The organism is Nocardia sp. NPDC051787 (assembly GCF_040681325.1).
In the GTDB taxonomy this organism is placed as follows: Bacteria; Actinomycetota; Actinomycetes; order Mycobacteriales; family Mycobacteriaceae; genus Nocardia.
In genome coordinates, this window is sequence record NZ_JBFAYO010000003.1 from 61,016 (window position 1) to 77,659 (window position 16,644).

A 16,644-nucleotide genomic window follows, 5' to 3' on the forward strand; every position below is an offset into this window, starting at 1 on the left:
AACAGAACTAAATTCTGGTTATGAAGATTCGAGATCGGTTGCTGCTGGCGGCCGAGCGGCAGTTCGCCGAGCGGGGGGCGCTGGACGCGACGCTGACGCAGATCCGCGACGCGGCGGGCGCCAGTGTCGGGGCGCTCTACCACCACTTCCCGGACAAGGCCGACCTATACCGGCAGGTGTGGGCCAACGCGCTCGCGGACTACCAGGAACATTTCTGGGGGGTGGTCGGCGACAGCACCGACGCCAAGGAAGGCATCACCGCTGGAGTGCGCGAGCACCTACGCTGGGTGAGCGAGAACCAGTACCGGGCAACGGTGCTCACCTCGGCGCGTCCACCCGGGGTGCGGGAGAGCGAGAGCAATCGGCGTTTCATGAGCGACATCGCACGATGGTGGCGCACGCATGCCGGATACGGAGTGGTGCGTGATCTCCCACTGGACTTGGTCTACGCACTGTGGCTGGGACCGGCGCAGGAGTACACCCGGCACTGGCTGAGCGGGGAAATGCGCATCTCTCCGATGGAAGTCGCGAGTGAACTGGCCGACGCCGCGTGGCTCACCCTCGCCGCCGGCCGCACCCGCGCCCTGGAAGGAAAGGTTTTCGAATGACCGCCCCCACGCTGGACATCGACAGCGCGCGACAGGTTCTCGACGCACAGCCGTTCGCCGCCCTGGTCGGCACCGAGATCTCCGAGTTCGGCGACGGCGCCGCTACCTTGGTCATCCGCATCCGCCCCGAACTCGGCCAGCAATTCGGCTTCGTGCACGGCGGCGTGCTCTCCTACGCGGCCGACAACGCACTCACCTTCGCAGCGGGAACAGTCCTGGGCCCGAACGTACTCACCGGCGGTTTCACCATCACCTACCTGCGGCCGGCCGCGGGAACACGGCTACGCGCGGAGGCGACCGTCACGGGCTCGCCCCGACGACAGGCCGTGGTCCACTGCGAGATCTACGCCGAAAGCCCGGACCGCGAACCAGTGCTCTGCGCGGTGGCCCAGGGCACCACGCGAACGGTGGAACGCGATCTGGAGGCATGAGTCCGGAACCCGGCGCATTTCAAATGGTTTCGGGATAGCGGACGACCGGTTCGCATTGCACGAAAGTTGCGCGACGTTCGGTAGTCCGCTGATCCGGGTCCTGGATCGGGCGATGGCCGGCCTGAAGACGCGGAGAGGCGGTCGAGCCGGGCACGGAATGATTTCCATACCCGGCCCTTTCGGTGCACGTCAGGCTGTTGCCGCGAGGGCCAGGCCGTCCAGTGCCGTTTCGGCGACCGGTTCGATGGCATAGGCCAGGATGTCGGCCACGTCGGCGACGGGGCGCACGTCCAGCGCGGCGAGCACTTCCTCTGGGACGTCGTCCAGGTCCGGCTCATTGCGCGCCGGGATGAACACCGTCTTCAAACCGGCCCGCTGGGCGGCGAGCAGCTTCTGCTTCACACCACCGATCGGCAGCACCCGTCCGTTCAGCGTGACCTCGCCGGTCATGCCCACGTCCGAGCGCACCTGGCGCCCCAGCGCCAGCGAGACCAGTGCCGTGACCATGGTGACGCCCGCCGACGGCCCATCCTTGGGCACCGCGCCCGCTGGGAAGTGGATGTGGATGTTGCGATCCAGTACCGACGGCTCGATGCCGATCTCCTCCAGGTGCGAGCGCACGTAGGTCAGCGCGATCTGCGCGGATTCCTTCATGACGTCGCCGAGCTGACCGGTGAGGGTCAGCGAGCGCTCACCCTCGGCGGCGTTGGCCTCGATGTAGAGGACATCGCCACCCGCCCCGGTCACGGCGAGGCCGGTCGCCACACCCGGAACAGCGGTGCGTTCCACCGAGTCGGGGGTGAAGCGTGGGCGGCCGAGGTAGTCCTTCAGGTCGCCCAGACCGATCGTCAGGGCATCCTCCACCAGTCCCTCGTAGCCCAGCTCGAGGTCGTAACCCGGTGCGGCGGGCCATGTTTCACGCTCGGACAGCCGCGTTGCCGCTTTGCGCAGCGCCTTCGCGATCAGCCGCTCCATCTGCCGCACACCGGCTTCCCTGGTGTAGTTCGCCGCGATTTCGCGCAGCGCCTCCTCGGTGACGGTCACCTCGTCGGTGGTCAGCGCATTGCGCTCCAATTGCCGCGGCACCAGGAAGTCGCGGGCGATGGCCACCTTGTCGTCCTCGGTGTAGCCGTCGACGGTGATCAGCTCCATCCGGTCCAGCAGCGGTCCCGGGATGGTCTCCATGACGTTCGCCGTAGCGATGAACAGCACGTCGGACAGGTCCAGGTCCAGATCGAGGTAGTGGTCGCGGAACGTGTGGTTCTGCGCCGGGTCCAGCACCTCGAGCAGGGCGGCGGCCGGGTCGCCACGGAAGTCCGAGCCGACCTTGTCGATCTCGTCCAGCAGGACGACCGGGTTCATCGAACCGGCCTCCTTCATGGCGCGCACGATGCGACCGGGCAGTGCGCCGACGTAGGTGCGCCGGTGACCGCGGATCTCGGCCTCGTCGCGCACGCCACCCAGGGCGACGCGAACGAACTTGCGGCCCAAGGCCCGCGCGACGGACTCACCGAGCGAGGTTTTGCCCACACCGGGCGGGCCGACCAGCACCAGCACCGCGCCGGAGCCGCGTCCACCGACGACCTCCAGGCCGCGGGCGGCACGGCGGGCCCGGACGGCCAGGTACTCGACCATGCGGTCTTTGACCTCGTCCAAGCCGTGGTGGTCGGCGTCCAACACCGTGCGGGCGGCCGAGACATCGGTGCTGTCGGTGGTTTTCACCGTCCACGGGAGTTCCAGCACGGTGTCCAGCCACGTCCGGATCCAGCCGGATTCCGGGCTCTGATCGCTGGCCCGCTCCAGCCTGCCGACCTCGCGCAGCGCCGCCTCGCGCACGGTGTCGGGCAGGTCGGCCTGCTCGACGCGGGTGCGGTAGTCATCGGCGCCGTCGGGTTCGTCCTCGCCGAGTTCCTTGCGGATGGCGTTGAGCTGCTGGCGCAGCAGGAACTCGCGCTGGCTCTTCTCCATCCCCTCCCGGACTTCTTCGCTGATCTTCTCCGTGATCTCGGCCTCGGCGATGTGCTCTTTGGTCCACTCGATCAGGGTGCTCAGCCGCTTGACCACATCAGGGGTTTCGAGCAGTTCCCGCTTCTGCTCGAAGGTCAGGTACGGCGCGTAGCCCGCGGTGTCGGCGATCGCCGACGGATCGGTCAGCTGATTGACCGCGTCGATGATCTGCCACGCCTCGCGGCGCTGGAGCACCGAGACGACCAGCTTCTTGTATTCCGCGGCCAGCTCCTTCGTCCGGCCGTCCGGTGTGGGTGTCTCGACCGGTTCGGCCTCGACCCACAGGGCGGCTCCCGGTCCGGTGACCCCGTGTCCGATCTTGGCGCGCCGCTCGGCCTTCAGGACAGCCGCGGGGGCTCCGCCGCGCATCCGGCCGACCTGTTCGATGGTCGCGACCACACCGTAGGTGGCGTAGCCCTCGGTCAGCCGGGGTGCGAGCAGTACGGAGTCTTTCTTGGCGGCCCGAGCGGCGTCGATCGCGGCCTGCGCGGATTCGTCCAATTCGATGGGCACGACCATGCCCGGCAGCACGATCGGATCGGTCAGGAACAGCACCGGCAGGTTCTGTGGTGTAGTCACGTCTTCGACCCTTCCAAAAGTTGAGCGTTGCCTACTCAACCCGGAGGTATTCGCGTTTGTTCCGCGCTGCTCGGCTCGTTCGCTGACGGCGAATTCTCCGCCGGGGGCCTCGTTGACACTCCGTCCAAGACAATGAGAACGTGGGGGCCTTGGTATCTCATACCGGCGGTACCGCCGGACCGGCCTAGGGAGTCCCATCGATGTCGTCGCTCGCCGCTGGCGTGTTCATCGACTGGGAAGGATTGACCGGGCAGCCGAAGTTCGTGGTCGAGCTGGTCACGTTTCCGGTCTTCAGTGCGCTGGCCGGGTGGCTGACCAACTGGACCGGCGTACTGATGCTGTTCTGGCCGATCCGGTTCCGCGGCATTCGCATCCCCGGCCTGCAGGTGCTCTACCCGTACTTTCCGCGCCGAGTCCAGGTGCTGCCGACTTTCTCCGGCGACGGCCGCCGCCTCGGATTCCAGGGCTTCATTCCGGCGCGCGCGGAGAAGATGGCCAGTATCTGCGTGGACAAGGCGCTGATGCGGATCGGCAGCCCCAAGGACTTCATCCACGAGCTCGATCTGGACGGTATCGCCGATTACACCGCGATGCTCGCCCGCCAACAGGTGCGGCCGCTGGTCGATGAACTGATGTACCGGGAGAACCGCGACCTCTGGCGCACCGTACCGCGCGCCGCCAAGCAATTGATCTACCAGCGGGTGGCTCGGGAGCTGCCCGCGCTGTCGCGCCGCGCGTTCGCCTCACTCGGCGACAACGTCGACCAACTGATCGACATCAAGAGCTTCGTGATCCGCTACCTGCGGGAAAACCCGGACATCCTGAAGGACTTGACCACCACCATCGCAGCGCCCGAGTTGCGATTCATGGTGCGAATCGGATTGCTCGGTGCGCCGTTCGGACTACTGCTGGCGTTGTACATGCATGTGCACCAGCGCGTTCCTGTGTTCGGCTTGGTGCCGGGCTGGGTGATCGTGCTGCTCGTCTCGGCGGCGATTGGTGTGATCGTGAACGTCATCGCCGTGAAGATGGTGTTCGAGCCGGGCGACCCGCAACCGAGGTACAAGTACTTGTGGAAACAAGCGCTGCTGGCGAAGCGGCAACCGCAGGCGGCGACCGACCTCGCACACATCCTGGCCTACCAGGTGCTGACCCTGCCCAACCTCTCGAAAGAGCTCCTCGAGGGTCCGAACGGGGACAAGACCAGGCAGTTGCTGGAGCACGTGATCGCCGACGAGATCCATCGCCAGCTCGGACCGACCACCACGCTCGTCCGAGCGGCGCTGGGGCGCCGCCAGTTCGTCAACCTCTCGGTGGGTGCGGCGGGAGCCGCGGTCGGGCTGGCGCCCAGCCTGGCGGAAGACGAGGAGTTCACCCTCGAACAAGCCAAGACCATCGATGAGTTCGCGGCACGCAAACTCCGGCGGCTGACACCGGGGGAGTTCATGGAGATGTTCTACGCGTCCGTCGAGCAGGACGCCTGGCTGCTGTACCTGCACGGGGCGGTCCTCGGACTTGTCGTCGGCGCCGCCCACCTGGTCGTTTTCGGCTGGTAGCGCGCATCCGCGGCAAATATAAAACAAGCATGCTTGCCTTTTTCTTTCCGCGCTGCGATGCTGAACAATAACGGCATACATGGTGGTGTGCCCGGGAGGGCAAGGAAACGTATGGCTGACCTTGAAGCGCTGCTCGGTGATTTCGCCGGAGAATGTGCTGATCTGGAACGACTCGTCGGCTCGTTAGCTCAGGAGGAGTGGTCGCGCACGACTCCCGCACCCGGCTGGACCATCGCCCATCAGATCGGCCATCTGGCATGGACGGACGAGATCGCGACGATCGCGGCAGCGGACCCCGAGACCTTCCGGCGTCTGGTGAGCGAGGCCGGGCCGCGTGCGCTCACCTTCGTCGATGAAGCGGCTGAGAAGGCCGCGACCGAACCACCCACCGACCTGCTCGACCGGTGGCGGCGTGGACGCGCGTCTCTCGCCGCGGCGCTGCGCGCGGTGCCCGCGGGTGTCAAAGTGCCGTGGTTCGGCCCGCCGATGAGCGCGGCCTCGATGACCACCGCCCGCATCATGGAGACCTGGGCGCACGGACAGGACGTGGCCGACGGCCTCGGCGTGCGCAGGACGCCAACGGTGCGGCTGCGTACCGTGGCCCATATCGGCGTTCGTACCAGGAACTTCGCCTACACGGTGCACGGAAAGACCCCGCCGGCGGCGGAATTCCGAGTCGAGCTGACGGCGCCCGACGGCACGGTCTGGTCGTGGGGCCCCGACGATGCCGCGCAGCGGGTGACCGGACCCGCGCTCGACTTCTGCTTTTTGGTGACGCAGCGCCGCCATCCGAACGACCTCGCGATCGAGGCGCACGGCGATGAAGCCGCGGAATGGCTCACCATCGCACAAGCTTTCGCGGGACCGACGGGCGAAGGAAGGACAGCGGGCCAATTCGCCTGACCCGCTGCCACCCGACCCGATCCGAAAATGTGGGAGCGGGCGAGCGCCACACTTGGGTGCGCCGTGTTCGTGTCGACGGCCGGACGCCGTTGGCCGGGGTGTCTCGATGTGGCAGTCGAGAATGACGCTCGCCAGCTACACGGATATTTACCCGCTCGTGTATTGCCGGAAACATAAACGCCCCGCGAAGGCCTCGTTGGGGAGCCACCGCTTACCCTGCTCGTCAATGAGTGAGCCAACCATCGAGACAGCCGCGGTCATCCCGGAGCCGAGCGTGCACGAGGCGGCGGGATGACCACCTACGACTTCTGCGTCATCGGCGGCGGCATCGTCGGGGTCGCGACCGCGCACCAGATCCTCACGCGCCACCCCGGCGCGAGCCTTGTGCTGCTGGAGAAGGCATTCGAGCTGGCCACACATCAGACGGGGCACAACAGCGGCGTCATCCATTCCGGCATCTACTATCCGCCGAACAGCCTGAAGGCCACGCTGTGCCGCCGCGGCGCGCGCTGGACCAAGGAGTTCGCCGCGGCACATGACATTCCATACCGGGTCTGCGGCAAGTTGCTGGTGGCCACCGACGATGCCGAATACACACGCATGCTCGCGCTGCACCAACGGTCGATCACCAACGGGGTGGCCGTCGAACTGATCGACGCCGCGGAACTCGCTCGGCGCGAAGCGCGGATCACCGGTGGCGGCGCACTGTTCGTACCCGACACGGGGATCATCGACTTCACCCGGGTGACAACCGCGCTCGCCGAGGAAGTGCGCGCAGCCGGTGGCGAATTCGTGCTCGGCACCGAGATCACCACGCTCACCGAGACGGCGGACGTGGTGACCGCCGCAGGCCCGACCGGCTCCTGGACAGCGCGCCGCTCGGTGGTCTGCGCGGGTCTGCAGGCCGATCGGATGGCGCGAGCGGCCGAGCTGCGCACGGACTTTCGCATCGTTCCGTTCCGGGGCGAGTACTACCAGCTGCCGCAGGAGCGAGCCGAGCTGGTCCGCACGCTGATCTATCCCATTCCGAATCCCGAGTTGCCCTTCCTCGGCGTGCATTTGAGCCCGACGATCGACGGCGCGCTGACCGTCGGCCCGAACGCGGTGCTCGGATTGGCCAGAGAGGGCTACCGCAAGGGCAGCTTCGACGTCAGGGACGCACGAGAGATATTCGGATTCCCTGGATTCCACCGGGTCGCCAGGGCGAACGTGCGGACCGGGCTGCGGGAACTGCGCGACTCCCTGTTCAAACGCGGATACCTGGCGCAGTGCCGCCGCTACTGTCCGGAGCTGACGCTCGCCGATCTGCTTCCACGCGAGGCAGGCATTCGCGCGCAGGCGGTGCTGCGGGACGGAACACTCGTGCACGATTTCATGATCGAGCGCACCGAGCGCTCGATCCACCTGCTCAACGCCCCCTCACCCGCGGCGACCTCGGCGATGCCGATCGCGGAGCACATCGTCGATCAACTCTGAGGTCGCCGAAAGACACGGATCCACTGAGAAACCGGCCGGTCGCAATCTGGCAATACGACACACCAAAATGTGCCGAGCTCTCGAATAAAGAGGAGAGCTGTAGTACTTTTGACGCCAGTCGTGAACAGGGAGGGCCTATGGGCCACATCAAGTACGCGAGTGACGTCGGAGCACCCGTCGAGGTCGCCTTCAGCTATACGGACAACCATCTGTTCGTGCCGGACTGGATGTTCGGCGTCGCGGAATTCGTACCGACCGGCGAAGCGGACCGCGGCCTCGGCGCCGTCTTCGCGACCAGCGCCCGCCTCGCGCTCTGGCGACCGAATGTGACCTGCGAGATCACCGAATACCGCCGCAACGCGGTGATCGGGTATACGCTCCGTGGACGCTTGTCCGGGACGCTGACGCTGCGCTTCGACCCGCTCGGTTACGGGCGGTCGGTGCTGACCTCCGAGGCGACATACGGCCAACCCCGTGGCCCGGTCGGACGCCTGGTGGACGCCGCGGCCAAATCGGCGCTGCGGCGTACCGAATCCCGGCTACGGAGGGAGATAGAGGAATTTCACGGTACCGATCTTGTCGGTCGGATTGCGTAGGGTGCCAGCCATGATCATCGTGAGCACCGACGGATCCTGCCTGCGCAATCCCGGCGGCGCCATCGGCTGGGCTTGGGTCAACCATCAGGGCTCCTCGGCGAGCGGGGGAGCCGCGTCCGGAACCAACCAGGTCGCGGAGTTGCGCGCGGTGCTGGAGGCGATCGTGGCCCATCCCGGGTCCGAACCCCTTCTCATCGAAAGCGATTCGCTGTACGCGATCAAATGTGCCTCGGAGTGGGTCTCGGGGTGGCGACTCAACGGATGGCGCACGTCTACCGGCGGCGCGGTGAAGAATGTCGAACTCGTCCAGCAGATCGATCGAGCCATCGCCAGCAGGCCCGGTCCGGTCCGATTCCGTTGGGTGCGGGGACATGTCGGCAACTACTTCAACGAGCAGGCCGATGCGCTGGCCGGAGAAGCGGCTCGGCAGGCCGCGGTCACCGCGGCTGTCGCCGAGGCGAACACCGTGGAAATGCCCGCGGTGACTGTGGAGGAAGCGTCGACGGCGCCGGAAGCGCCGAAGGACAAGGCCGCGGGGAAGGCGGCCGCGCCGTCGGCGCCACAAGCATTGACACTGTTCTGATCCGCTCGCGCGGAACCGGCAAGCTGCCCGAATGACCTCCGGCGGTGGTGGCTCGGCCCACCGCCGGAGGCGCTCGGTTAGTTACCCGGCTGCGGCCCGGGCTGACCGGACGGCGCGGGCTGCGGAGTGCCGCCCGGCGCCGGCGCACCCGGCAGGCCCGTACCGGCGCCCTTCAGCATCGGCGAGTCGAGCTTCTCGACCAGCCACTTGTCGCCCGACTTCTGCAGCTGGGCGATCACGACCACGAACTGCCGCTCCGGGTTGGCCTGGGTGAAGTTGGTCCGATACTGCGTGAGGGTCACCAGCACCTTCGCCGAGGTCTTGTCACCGGACTGGTAGCCGCACTGCACGTCATCGGCCCAGGACTTGACCTGCGCCTGCACCATCGCGTCCTTGAGCGCCTTGGTCGCGTCGTCGAACTCCTTCAGGAACTCCCCGGTCGATCCGGCCTTCACCGTGGTGAAGTAGTCGTCGAGGTTCTTCGAGTAGTCGTAGACCGAGACGTCCTTGCCGAACTCGCAGGCGGCACTGGTCGAATCCCGAATCGCGTCCAGCTTCTCCCCGCGGTCGGAGCCCTGCAGGAAGAACACGACCAGGGCGGTGATCGCCGCGACCGCCAGCACACCGGCCGCGAACGCGGCCACCAGCGGAAGTGATGCGGACTTCCCGGACGCGTCCGCCTTGGGAGCGTCCTTCTCCGCCGCCTTCATCTCCGTCTTCGGCTTGTCTGCCTTCTCCGCCTTGGACAGCTCGGGCTTCGCCGCGTCAGCGGCATCCTCCGACTTCTCGGTCACCGCGTCGGTGTCCTTGCCGCCCACGGCGGCCGTGGTCTCGGCGTCCTTGTTCTCGGCGTCGTCGGTAGACATCGATACAAACCTGCTTTCCCGGCGCGCATCGGCGCGCGCCGATTGGCTTCGGGGCCCGCGACAGCGAACCTTACGCGTTCTACCGGCGAGTATGCCCGGTCCGGCAGGATGACCGGCGGACCGGGTGTGAACTCACCGCACCGGAGGAAGGGTCCGCTCGTTCGGATCCACACCCGGCGGCATCTGCGCGCCGTTGTTCGGCACGTTGGGCCGCGGCGCGTTCGCCGCACCACGGATCAGCTGGCCCGGCGGCGGGTTCTCACAGTAGTTCCACTTCGGAATCGTGCCGTCCTGCACGACCTCGTTACGGATCTTCGGCGTCTCATAGGTGCAGAACGGCCGCGGCCAGATGTCGATGATCGCGTGGAACTCACCGTCGTGCGCCGGGACGCCGAGCGCCTCGCCACCGAGCGCGAGCGAGGGGAACAGCACCCGCAGCGCGGGCAGCCGCAACTGCGCCGCCTTGGTGATCGCCTGGAAGTTGGTCGCCAGGCTGGTGATCGGATCGGCGGTCCGGTCCACCACCGCGCCGAGGCTGGTGAGCTGACCGGGAGCCTGGTCGAGCACGCGCTGCAGTTCGGCGTTCGCGTTGTTGAACTGCTCGAACAGCGTTCCGGAGTTGCGGGTCAGGGTGGCCAGGTCCGGCTGCGCCATGGACGTGGTGTTGGCGATGGTGCGCAGATTCGCGATCAGGTTCGTGGTCTGCGGCAGCAACGAGTCCAGGCCCGCCATGGCCAAGCTGATCCCGTTGACCATGCCGCGCAGTTGATCCGGTCCCGCGCTGAGCGCGACGTCCAGCTCCTGCAGGATGACCTTGAAGTGGTCCGGGTTGATCTGCGCGATCAGCGCGCTGGAGTTGTCCAGCACCGCCCACACCGGGGTCGGCGTTTGGATCTTCTCCGGATCGAACTTGATCACCGCGCCGTCGGCGAGGAACGGCCCCTGCTCGGCATTCGGCCGGAAGTCGATGTACTGCTCGCCCGCGCCGGACAGGGCCTGCACCGCGATCCGGGTGTCCACCGGGATCTTGTACTTGGCGTCGATCTGCGCGGTGGCGGCGATGGCCTGGCCGCGGTCGGTCAGCTCGATCGAACTGACCTTGCCGATCCGCCATCCCCGCAGCGTCACGTCGTTGCCGGGCTGCAGACCGCCGGAACGGTCCAGGTTCACCGTGACCGTGTAGTCCGAGCGCAGCGGGTTGACCCGCATGACATTCACCATCAGGTACGCGGCGCCGACCAGCAGCACGAGCACCAGGCCCAGGTTCGACAGCAGCAGCTTGCGTCCGGCCAGGTTGCGCAGGAAGGTCATCGGTGTCCTCCCGTCACCCGGCCCTGCACCAACTGCAGCACCTGGATCAAGCTGCCCGCGAAGTCCTGCAGGTCGTGCAGATCCTGGAGCTTGCCGTGCTGCGGGTCGGTGAGCGCGCTGATATCGAGGTTGGTCGCGGTCGCGTACACCGCGAAGCTGCTGCCGCGGAAGGTCGCGTCGACCTTCGGCCGCAGCACCCGCAGGCGATCGAGCAGCACGCCGAAGCCGTCACCGGTTCTGGCCAGCGCGTCCATCAGCTGATGGGTGTTGTCCAGCAGGCTGCTCAGCTGTTCGGTGGAGGTGTTCGCGTAGTCGCCGAGCGCGGCGCTGGCCACCGAGAGCTTGGTCAGCAGGTCGCCGATGGCCCGGTTGTTCTCCGCGACGGCGCCGACCATCTGCGGCAGCGTGTCGGCCACCTCGCCGAGTTCGGACCGCCGCGACTCGATGGTGTTCGCCAAGGTGCTGAACTCGCCGAGGACGCTGTCCACCCGGGCGGTGTTGGCGTTCAAACTGCTGACGACGCCGGTCATTTCGGTGATCAGGTGGGCCAGCTGCCCGCCGCGCCCGCCGAGGATGGAGTCCAACTCCGCGCCCAGCCTGGACAAGCTCGCGATGCCGCCGCCGTTGAATAGCATGGATACCGAGATGAGCAACTGCTCGACGGTCGCACCCGCGGAGGTGCTGTCCAGGGTCAGCGTGTCGCCGTCGCGTAGCATTTCCGCGCCCGGGTCCACCTTGGGTTTGGACACCGCGACGAACACGTCACCGAGCGGGGTGGCCTGGCGCAGCTCCGCCGTGCTGCCCTTGGGCAACTCGATGTCCTTGCGGATGGTCAGATCCACGACGGCCTGGAAGTTCTTCGTCTTGATGTCGGTAACCACGCCGACATCCGAGCCGCCGATTTTCACCTTTGCCTGGTCGGGCAGGTTCAGCGCGTTCTCGAACACCGCGTGCACCGTGTAGGTGTCCCCGTTCAGGCCGGGTTTGGGCAGCGGCAGTTTCTCCACGGTGAATCCGCAGCCCGCGGTGACCCCCACACCGGCCACCGCGACGACGGCGACCAGCGCCCTGCGTGCCTTTATCGTCATTCGGTACGTCATTTCGTCAGTCCGAGCAGTGCGGCGGTGAGCCCGTAGTCGGGTCCGAAGTCCTGCATGTTTCCGGTGCGGCAGCCGTCGGCCCTCATTTGGACGCGCTCGCAGAACAGGCTGACGATCTCGCCCGACAGCGCGGTACCGATGATCGCGTGCAGCCGGACGTATTGGTGCTCCCGGTTCACGATGCCGTTGATGTTCTGCATCACCATCGGCGCAACGTCGACCACCTCGGTGATGCCGTAAGCGTTGTCCCGCAGCTGCTGGGTGACGTTGGTCAGGCCGGTCATGGTGCCGGACAGCTGGTCCTGGTACTGCGTCAGCGTGCTGCTCGTGTTCACCAAGAAGGCGTTGAGCTGGTCGAGCGTGGCCTGCAGGCCCGGGGACTGCTCGGCGAGCAGGCCGGTCATCTGGGTCACCCGGTCGCTGAAATCGCGCACCGATTGGTCGTTCTCGGCCAGCATGGTGGTGAGCTCGTTCAACTTGATGATGATGCTGGAGATCGCGTCCTTGTTGTCCACACCGACCTTCAGCGCGCCGGACAACGCGTTGAGGGTGTCGCGGATCTTCTCGCCGTTGCCGTTGAGCATCGGGTAGAGCACCCGGCCCGACAGCGGGCCGATGCCCTCTTGGCCCGGCTCCGGCTTGAGCGCGGCGGCGAACTGATCGATCGTCTTGATCATCGTGTCCAGCTCGACCGGCGTCTTGGTGCGCGCCTTGGGCAGGTGCGCGCCGTCGGACATGGTCGCGCCGCCGGTGTAGACGGGCGTGAGCTCGATGTGCCGGTCGGTCACGATGGACGGCGAAACGATCGCGGCCTCCGCGTCTTTCGGGATCTGCACGTCCTTGTCGATGGACATGTGCACCTCGACCAGGGTGCCTTTGGGCACGACCTTGTCGACTTTGCCGACGTCCAGGCCGAGCACCGTGATCGGATTGCCCTCGTAGATACCCGCGATGTTCTCGAAGTCCGCGGTGATCCGCATCGTGGTGCCCAACGCGTCGTTCACCGAACTCGGCAGCAGTGAGCAACTGCCGACCGTCAGCGCCGCGGCGCTGATCATGAGCGTCTTCGCGACGGTCTTCAGCGGAAAAGCCGTGCGGAGTTTCATCCCTGGCACCCTTCGATCACTTGGGCGAAGCACAACCAGTTGTCCGGGAAGAGCCACGGCAGGCCGACGTCGCCATACGGACCGCTGCCACCCCACGAGTTCGCCAGGTAGCGCACGGTCGGCGGCATGAGCGACAACAGCCGGTCCAGGTTGTCCTTGTTCTTCTGCAGGCCCTCGGCCATGGTGTTCAGCTGCGCGATGGTCGGCCCGAGCTGATCGTTGTTCTGCGCCCCGATCTCCTGCAGCTGCCTGGTCAGCGTCGCGACGCCGTCGAGCAGCTGGCGCAGCAGGGCCTGACGCTCCATCACCCGATTGGCGATGGCCTCGCCCTGGGTGATCACCAGCAGCACGCTGTTGCGGTTGTCGGCGAGGATCCGGGTGACCCGGTCCAGGTCCTTCAGCAGTGCGTCCACCTCGGCCCTGCGGGTATCGATCACCTTGGCCAGCGCGCCGACACTGTCGAGTGCCTGCGCGGCGAGCTGGGGCGATCCGCCCATCTGCTCGTTGATCAGATTCAGCGACTGCGCCAGCTTCTTGGTGTCGAGCGCCTCGAACTTCGGCGTGCCGATCTGCACCACGTCGGCCAGGTTGTACGGAACCGCGGTATTGGACAGCGGGATTCGCTTGCCCTTCAAGCCGGAGCCATCTCCGGGCTCCAGGTCGACATACCTGGCGCCGAGCAGCGTGGCCATCTTGATCGAGGCACGCGCGTCCGGGCCGAGCTTCACGTCGTCGCGCACGCTCAGCGTGAGCAGCACATGGCTTCCCTCGAGTTCGGCGTCGACCACCTGGCCGGCGGATACACCGGCGACGTTCACCTTGTCGCCGACCTTGATGCCCGCGGCCTGCACGAACTCGGCCTTGATCGACTGCTCGCCGACCCCGATGAGTTTGTAGACGCTGGACACCAGAAGCAGCACCACGATGAGGACGCCACCGATGATGCCCAACCAGAAGTACCGATTGCTGTCGAACCTGGCCTTGAGTTTCGTCATCATGGGCGGCACACCGCCGAGTGCGAGGTTCCACCGATCTGGGAGAACAGCCCGCGCGGGAACAGGATGCCGTAGAGCGAGACGTCCAGGCCGCAGAGGTACGCGTTGGCGTAGGCGCCTTCGGAGGTGTGCCTGCCCGCCGCCGACAGGACGTTCGGCAGGTCGATCGCCGCCTGGTCCAGCTTGGCGCCGTTGTCCAGCAGCAGGGTCAGCGCCGCGCTGGTGGAGTTCTGCGCGGCCTGCAGCCCTGGTTGGATCCGGTCCATCATGTCGACCAGCGACGTGGTGGCGCTGGCGATCTGCTCGGTGGAGGCGAGCAACGACTGCCCCTGTTCGTACAGCCCGCCGATCAACGCGCGGGTCTGGGTTATCAGGGTCTCCAATTCATCACCTCGTTTGGCCAACCCCGCCATCACGCCCGAGAGGTTGGTGATCACATCGGACAGAATCGCGTCCCTGCGCTGGAAGTCGGTGGCCAGCTGCGCGGCCTGAACGATGAACGCGCTCAACGAGACACCGTCACCCTGCAACGCCTGGATGAAGGTTTCCGACAAGCGGTTGACCTGCTCGGGCTGCAACACCTGGAACAGCGGCTGGAAGCCGTTGAGCAGAGCGGACACGTCGAACGACGGCTCGGTCCGCTCGATCGGAATCGAGCCGTTGTTCTTCAGCGGCGTCGGGCTCGGCGCCGTGCCGGGAGCCAGGGCCACATAGCGCTGACCGATCAGGTTCTGGTATCGGACAAGGGCTTTGGTGTCGTCGTAGATCATCTGGTCGCGCTGCACCACGAAGGTGACCTTGGCGACCGACTTCTTCAGATCGGCGTCGCGGCCGAGCTCGATCTTCTCCACCTTGCCCACCCGGACGCCCGCCATGCGCACGTCATCGCCCTCGTGCAGACCGAGCACGTCGGAGAAGGTCGCGGAGTAGGTGTAGGTGTCACCACTGACGATGCGCGCCAAGGTATTCCACACGACCACCGTGACCAGGATCGACACGATGGCGAAGATGCTGAATCCGATCAGCGGCTTACGAATGCTCATCGTCCGGCACCATTGTCGGACACGTGCATGGTTCCGCCCTTCAAAATCGATCCGAGCAGCAGGTACTCGGCGGTGGTCGGCTTGCGGCCGAGCAGCGCGACGATCGCCGAGTCACCCTGGTGGGAGATCGGCGCTGCCGACGGGGTGCCCTCGGGCGCGGCGGCCGGAGCAGCCGGTGCCGGTGCGGCAGGCGGGAACAGACCGGGCGGCAGCATCGGGAACAGACCCTCGAGCGGCGTGCCCGCGAACGGAGCGAGCGCACCGCCGGTCGGAGCGGCCGCGGTAGCCCGGGCCGGGTCGGGGGTGGTGATACCCGGGATCAGGGGCAGACCCGGCATCGGCACCACGGGCGGAAGCCCGGCGGCCGAGGCGAGCGCGCGCGGCTTCAGCTGTTCGGGCAGTTCGGGCAGTTCGGCGACGGCCGGCGCGGTGTAGCAGCTGGGGCCGGCCAGCTCGCCGTAGCGCGGGCAGTCGGCCACGGTGTACGGCCGGTACGGGGTGAGCGTGATACCCGCGTTCCAGACCTGCTGCTTCTGTGGACCCCACGTGAACGTGGTGTCCATCCGGCGCATGGTCTCGCTCAGGTTGAGCAGGCTCCTGGTGATCGCGTCGGGGTCGGCCGCGAGGGCGCCGAACATGTCGCTGGTCCCGGCGGTGACCTCCTTGCCGACGTCCGGGTTGCGGGCGAAGAGATCGTTCACCGTGTCCACGGTCCCGCTGGTGCCGGTGATCAGCGCGACCAGCTCACCGCGGCGGTCGGCGATGGTGCGCGCGGTCTGCACCGAGCTGCCGAGCACGTCGACCAGCTCCGGCGCGGACTGGTTGAGCGCGTGGAACGACGCGGAGAAGTCGCCGAGCAGCACGCCGAGGTCGGGAATCGACTCGTCGACCGCAAGCAGCCAGCGGTCGAACCGCTCGACGGTGGAGCCGGGCATCCGGCCGCTACCGTCCAGCGCCTGCGACAGGGTGCCGAGCACGCGGCCGAATTGCACCGGGTCGATCTTGTCGAGGATGTCGCGCACGGTGGTGAGGGTGTCCTGCAGCGCGATCGTGCCCTGACTGCGATCCTCCTCGATGACGGAGCCCTCGCGCAGGTACTGATCGGAGGGTCCGTTGAAGACCAGTTCGACGGAGGTGACGGCGAACAGGTTGCTCGGCACCACGCGGGCGGTCACGTTGGCCGGGATGTCACCGGCGAACTCCGGCTTCATCTCGATCCTGACCTTCTGCAGTTCGCCCTTCGCGGCGACATCGACGTTCTGCACCGCGCCGACGAGCACGCCGCGGAACTTCACGTCGGCCTGCTCGGGCAGGCCGTCGCCGGTGGTGGTCAGGTTCGCGGTGACGTTGACCTTCTCCTTGAAGTAACCCTGGTAGCGCAGCATCAACAAGGTCAGCACCAGCGCGAAGACGACCAGGCCGCACAGGCCTGCGACGAGCAACTGCCGCATCGTGGGCCCGCGCCCACTGGGATCGATGATCAT

General features: G+C 66.8%; 15 protein-coding genes. 7 read left to right on the plus strand and 8 right to left on the minus strand.

The features are described 5' to 3' along the window. Positions 1-20 precede the first annotated feature (20 nt). Together AB0M45_RS04090 and AB0M45_RS04095 are read left to right on the plus strand one after the other, a co-directional pair. Positions 21-608: a TetR family transcriptional regulator gene (locus AB0M45_RS04090; protein ID WP_364322695.1), complete on the plus strand. Its 588-nt coding sequence runs from the start codon at positions 21-23 to the stop codon at positions 606-608. After that, on the plus strand, positions 605-1,039 hold the full coding sequence (locus AB0M45_RS04095; protein ID WP_364322697.1) for a PaaI family thioesterase: 435 nt from the start codon (positions 605-607) through the stop codon (positions 1,037-1,039). Before AB0M45_RS04090 ends, AB0M45_RS04095 begins: the two co-directional genes overlap by 4 nt. A 189-nt stretch (positions 1,040-1,228) precedes the next feature. Here the strand turns inward: AB0M45_RS04095 and lon are convergent, their stop codons facing one another. Beyond that, a complete protein-coding gene (gene lon / locus AB0M45_RS04100; RefSeq protein WP_364322698.1) occupies positions 1,229-3,625 on the minus strand; it encodes an endopeptidase La in 2,397 nt (798 codons plus the stop codon). Between the two features lie 200 nt (positions 3,626-3,825). On the opposite strand from lon, the gene AB0M45_RS04105 reads away from it, so the two are divergent. The 5 genes from AB0M45_RS04105 to AB0M45_RS04125 all read left to right on the plus strand — a co-directional run bounded on the left by AB0M45_RS04105 (position 3,826) and on the right by AB0M45_RS04125 (position 8,739). Then, positions 3,826-5,181, plus strand: coding sequence for a hypothetical protein (locus tag AB0M45_RS04105; protein WP_364322699.1), 1,356 nt, complete (start codon positions 3,826-3,828; stop codon positions 5,179-5,181). A 111-nt stretch (positions 5,182-5,292) separates the two neighbouring features. After that, positions 5,293-6,084 carry a TIGR03084 family metal-binding protein gene (locus AB0M45_RS04110; protein WP_364322701.1) on the plus strand — a complete coding sequence of 264 codons (792 nt, stop codon included), beginning with the start codon at positions 5,293-5,295 and terminating at the stop codon, positions 6,082-6,084. A 291-nt stretch (positions 6,085-6,375) separates the two neighbouring features. Next, positions 6,376-7,560: an L-2-hydroxyglutarate oxidase gene (gene lhgO / locus AB0M45_RS04115; RefSeq protein WP_364322702.1), complete on the plus strand. Its 1,185-nt coding sequence runs from the start codon at positions 6,376-6,378 to the stop codon at positions 7,558-7,560. A 137-nt stretch (positions 7,561-7,697) separates the two neighbouring features. Further along, the gene (locus AB0M45_RS04120; RefSeq protein ID WP_364322704.1) at positions 7,698-8,156 is read left to right on the plus strand and encodes an SRPBCC family protein; all 459 of its coding nucleotides are present in this window, start codon (positions 7,698-7,700) and stop codon (positions 8,154-8,156) included. A 10-nt stretch (positions 8,157-8,166) separates the two neighbouring features. Then, positions 8,167-8,739 carry a ribonuclease H gene (locus AB0M45_RS04125; protein ID WP_195127487.1) on the plus strand — a complete coding sequence of 191 codons (573 nt, stop codon included), beginning with the start codon at positions 8,167-8,169 and terminating at the stop codon, positions 8,737-8,739. 77 nt (positions 8,740-8,816) lie between these two features. Here the strand turns inward: AB0M45_RS04125 and AB0M45_RS04130 are convergent, their stop codons facing one another. From AB0M45_RS04130 to AB0M45_RS04160, 7 genes are all read right to left on the minus strand, one after another. Beyond that, a complete protein-coding gene (locus AB0M45_RS04130; RefSeq protein WP_364322706.1) occupies positions 8,817-9,605 on the minus strand; it encodes a hypothetical protein in 789 nt (262 codons plus the stop codon). A gap of 132 nt (positions 9,606-9,737) precedes the next feature. Further along, on the minus strand, positions 9,738-10,916 hold the full coding sequence (locus AB0M45_RS04135) for an MlaD family protein (RefSeq protein WP_364322707.1): 1,179 nt from the start codon (positions 10,914-10,916) through the stop codon (positions 9,738-9,740). Next, positions 10,913-12,004 (minus strand): MCE family protein, encoded by a 1,092-nt coding sequence (locus tag AB0M45_RS04140; protein WP_364322708.1) that lies wholly within the window; start codon positions 12,002-12,004, stop codon positions 10,913-10,915. Before AB0M45_RS04140 ends, AB0M45_RS04135 begins: the two co-directional genes overlap by 4 nt. 8 nt (positions 12,005-12,012) lie before the next feature. After that, positions 12,013-13,122 carry an MlaD family protein gene (locus tag AB0M45_RS04145; RefSeq protein WP_364322710.1) on the minus strand — a complete coding sequence of 370 codons (1,110 nt, stop codon included), beginning with the start codon at positions 13,120-13,122 and terminating at the stop codon, positions 12,013-12,015. Beyond that, on the minus strand, positions 13,119-14,117 hold the full coding sequence (locus AB0M45_RS04150) for an MCE family protein (RefSeq protein WP_364323057.1): 999 nt from the start codon (positions 14,115-14,117) through the stop codon (positions 13,119-13,121). The genes AB0M45_RS04145 and AB0M45_RS04150 overlap by 4 nt, the downstream gene beginning before the upstream one ends. Further along, positions 14,117-15,160 (minus strand): MCE family protein, encoded by a 1,044-nt coding sequence (locus AB0M45_RS04155; protein WP_364322712.1) that lies wholly within the window; start codon positions 15,158-15,160, stop codon positions 14,117-14,119. Before AB0M45_RS04155 ends, AB0M45_RS04150 begins: the two co-directional genes overlap by 1 nt. After that, positions 15,157-16,644 carry an MCE family protein gene (locus AB0M45_RS04160; protein WP_364322714.1) on the minus strand — a complete coding sequence of 496 codons (1,488 nt, stop codon included), beginning with the start codon at positions 16,642-16,644 and terminating at the stop codon, positions 15,157-15,159. The genes AB0M45_RS04155 and AB0M45_RS04160 overlap by 4 nt, the downstream gene beginning before the upstream one ends.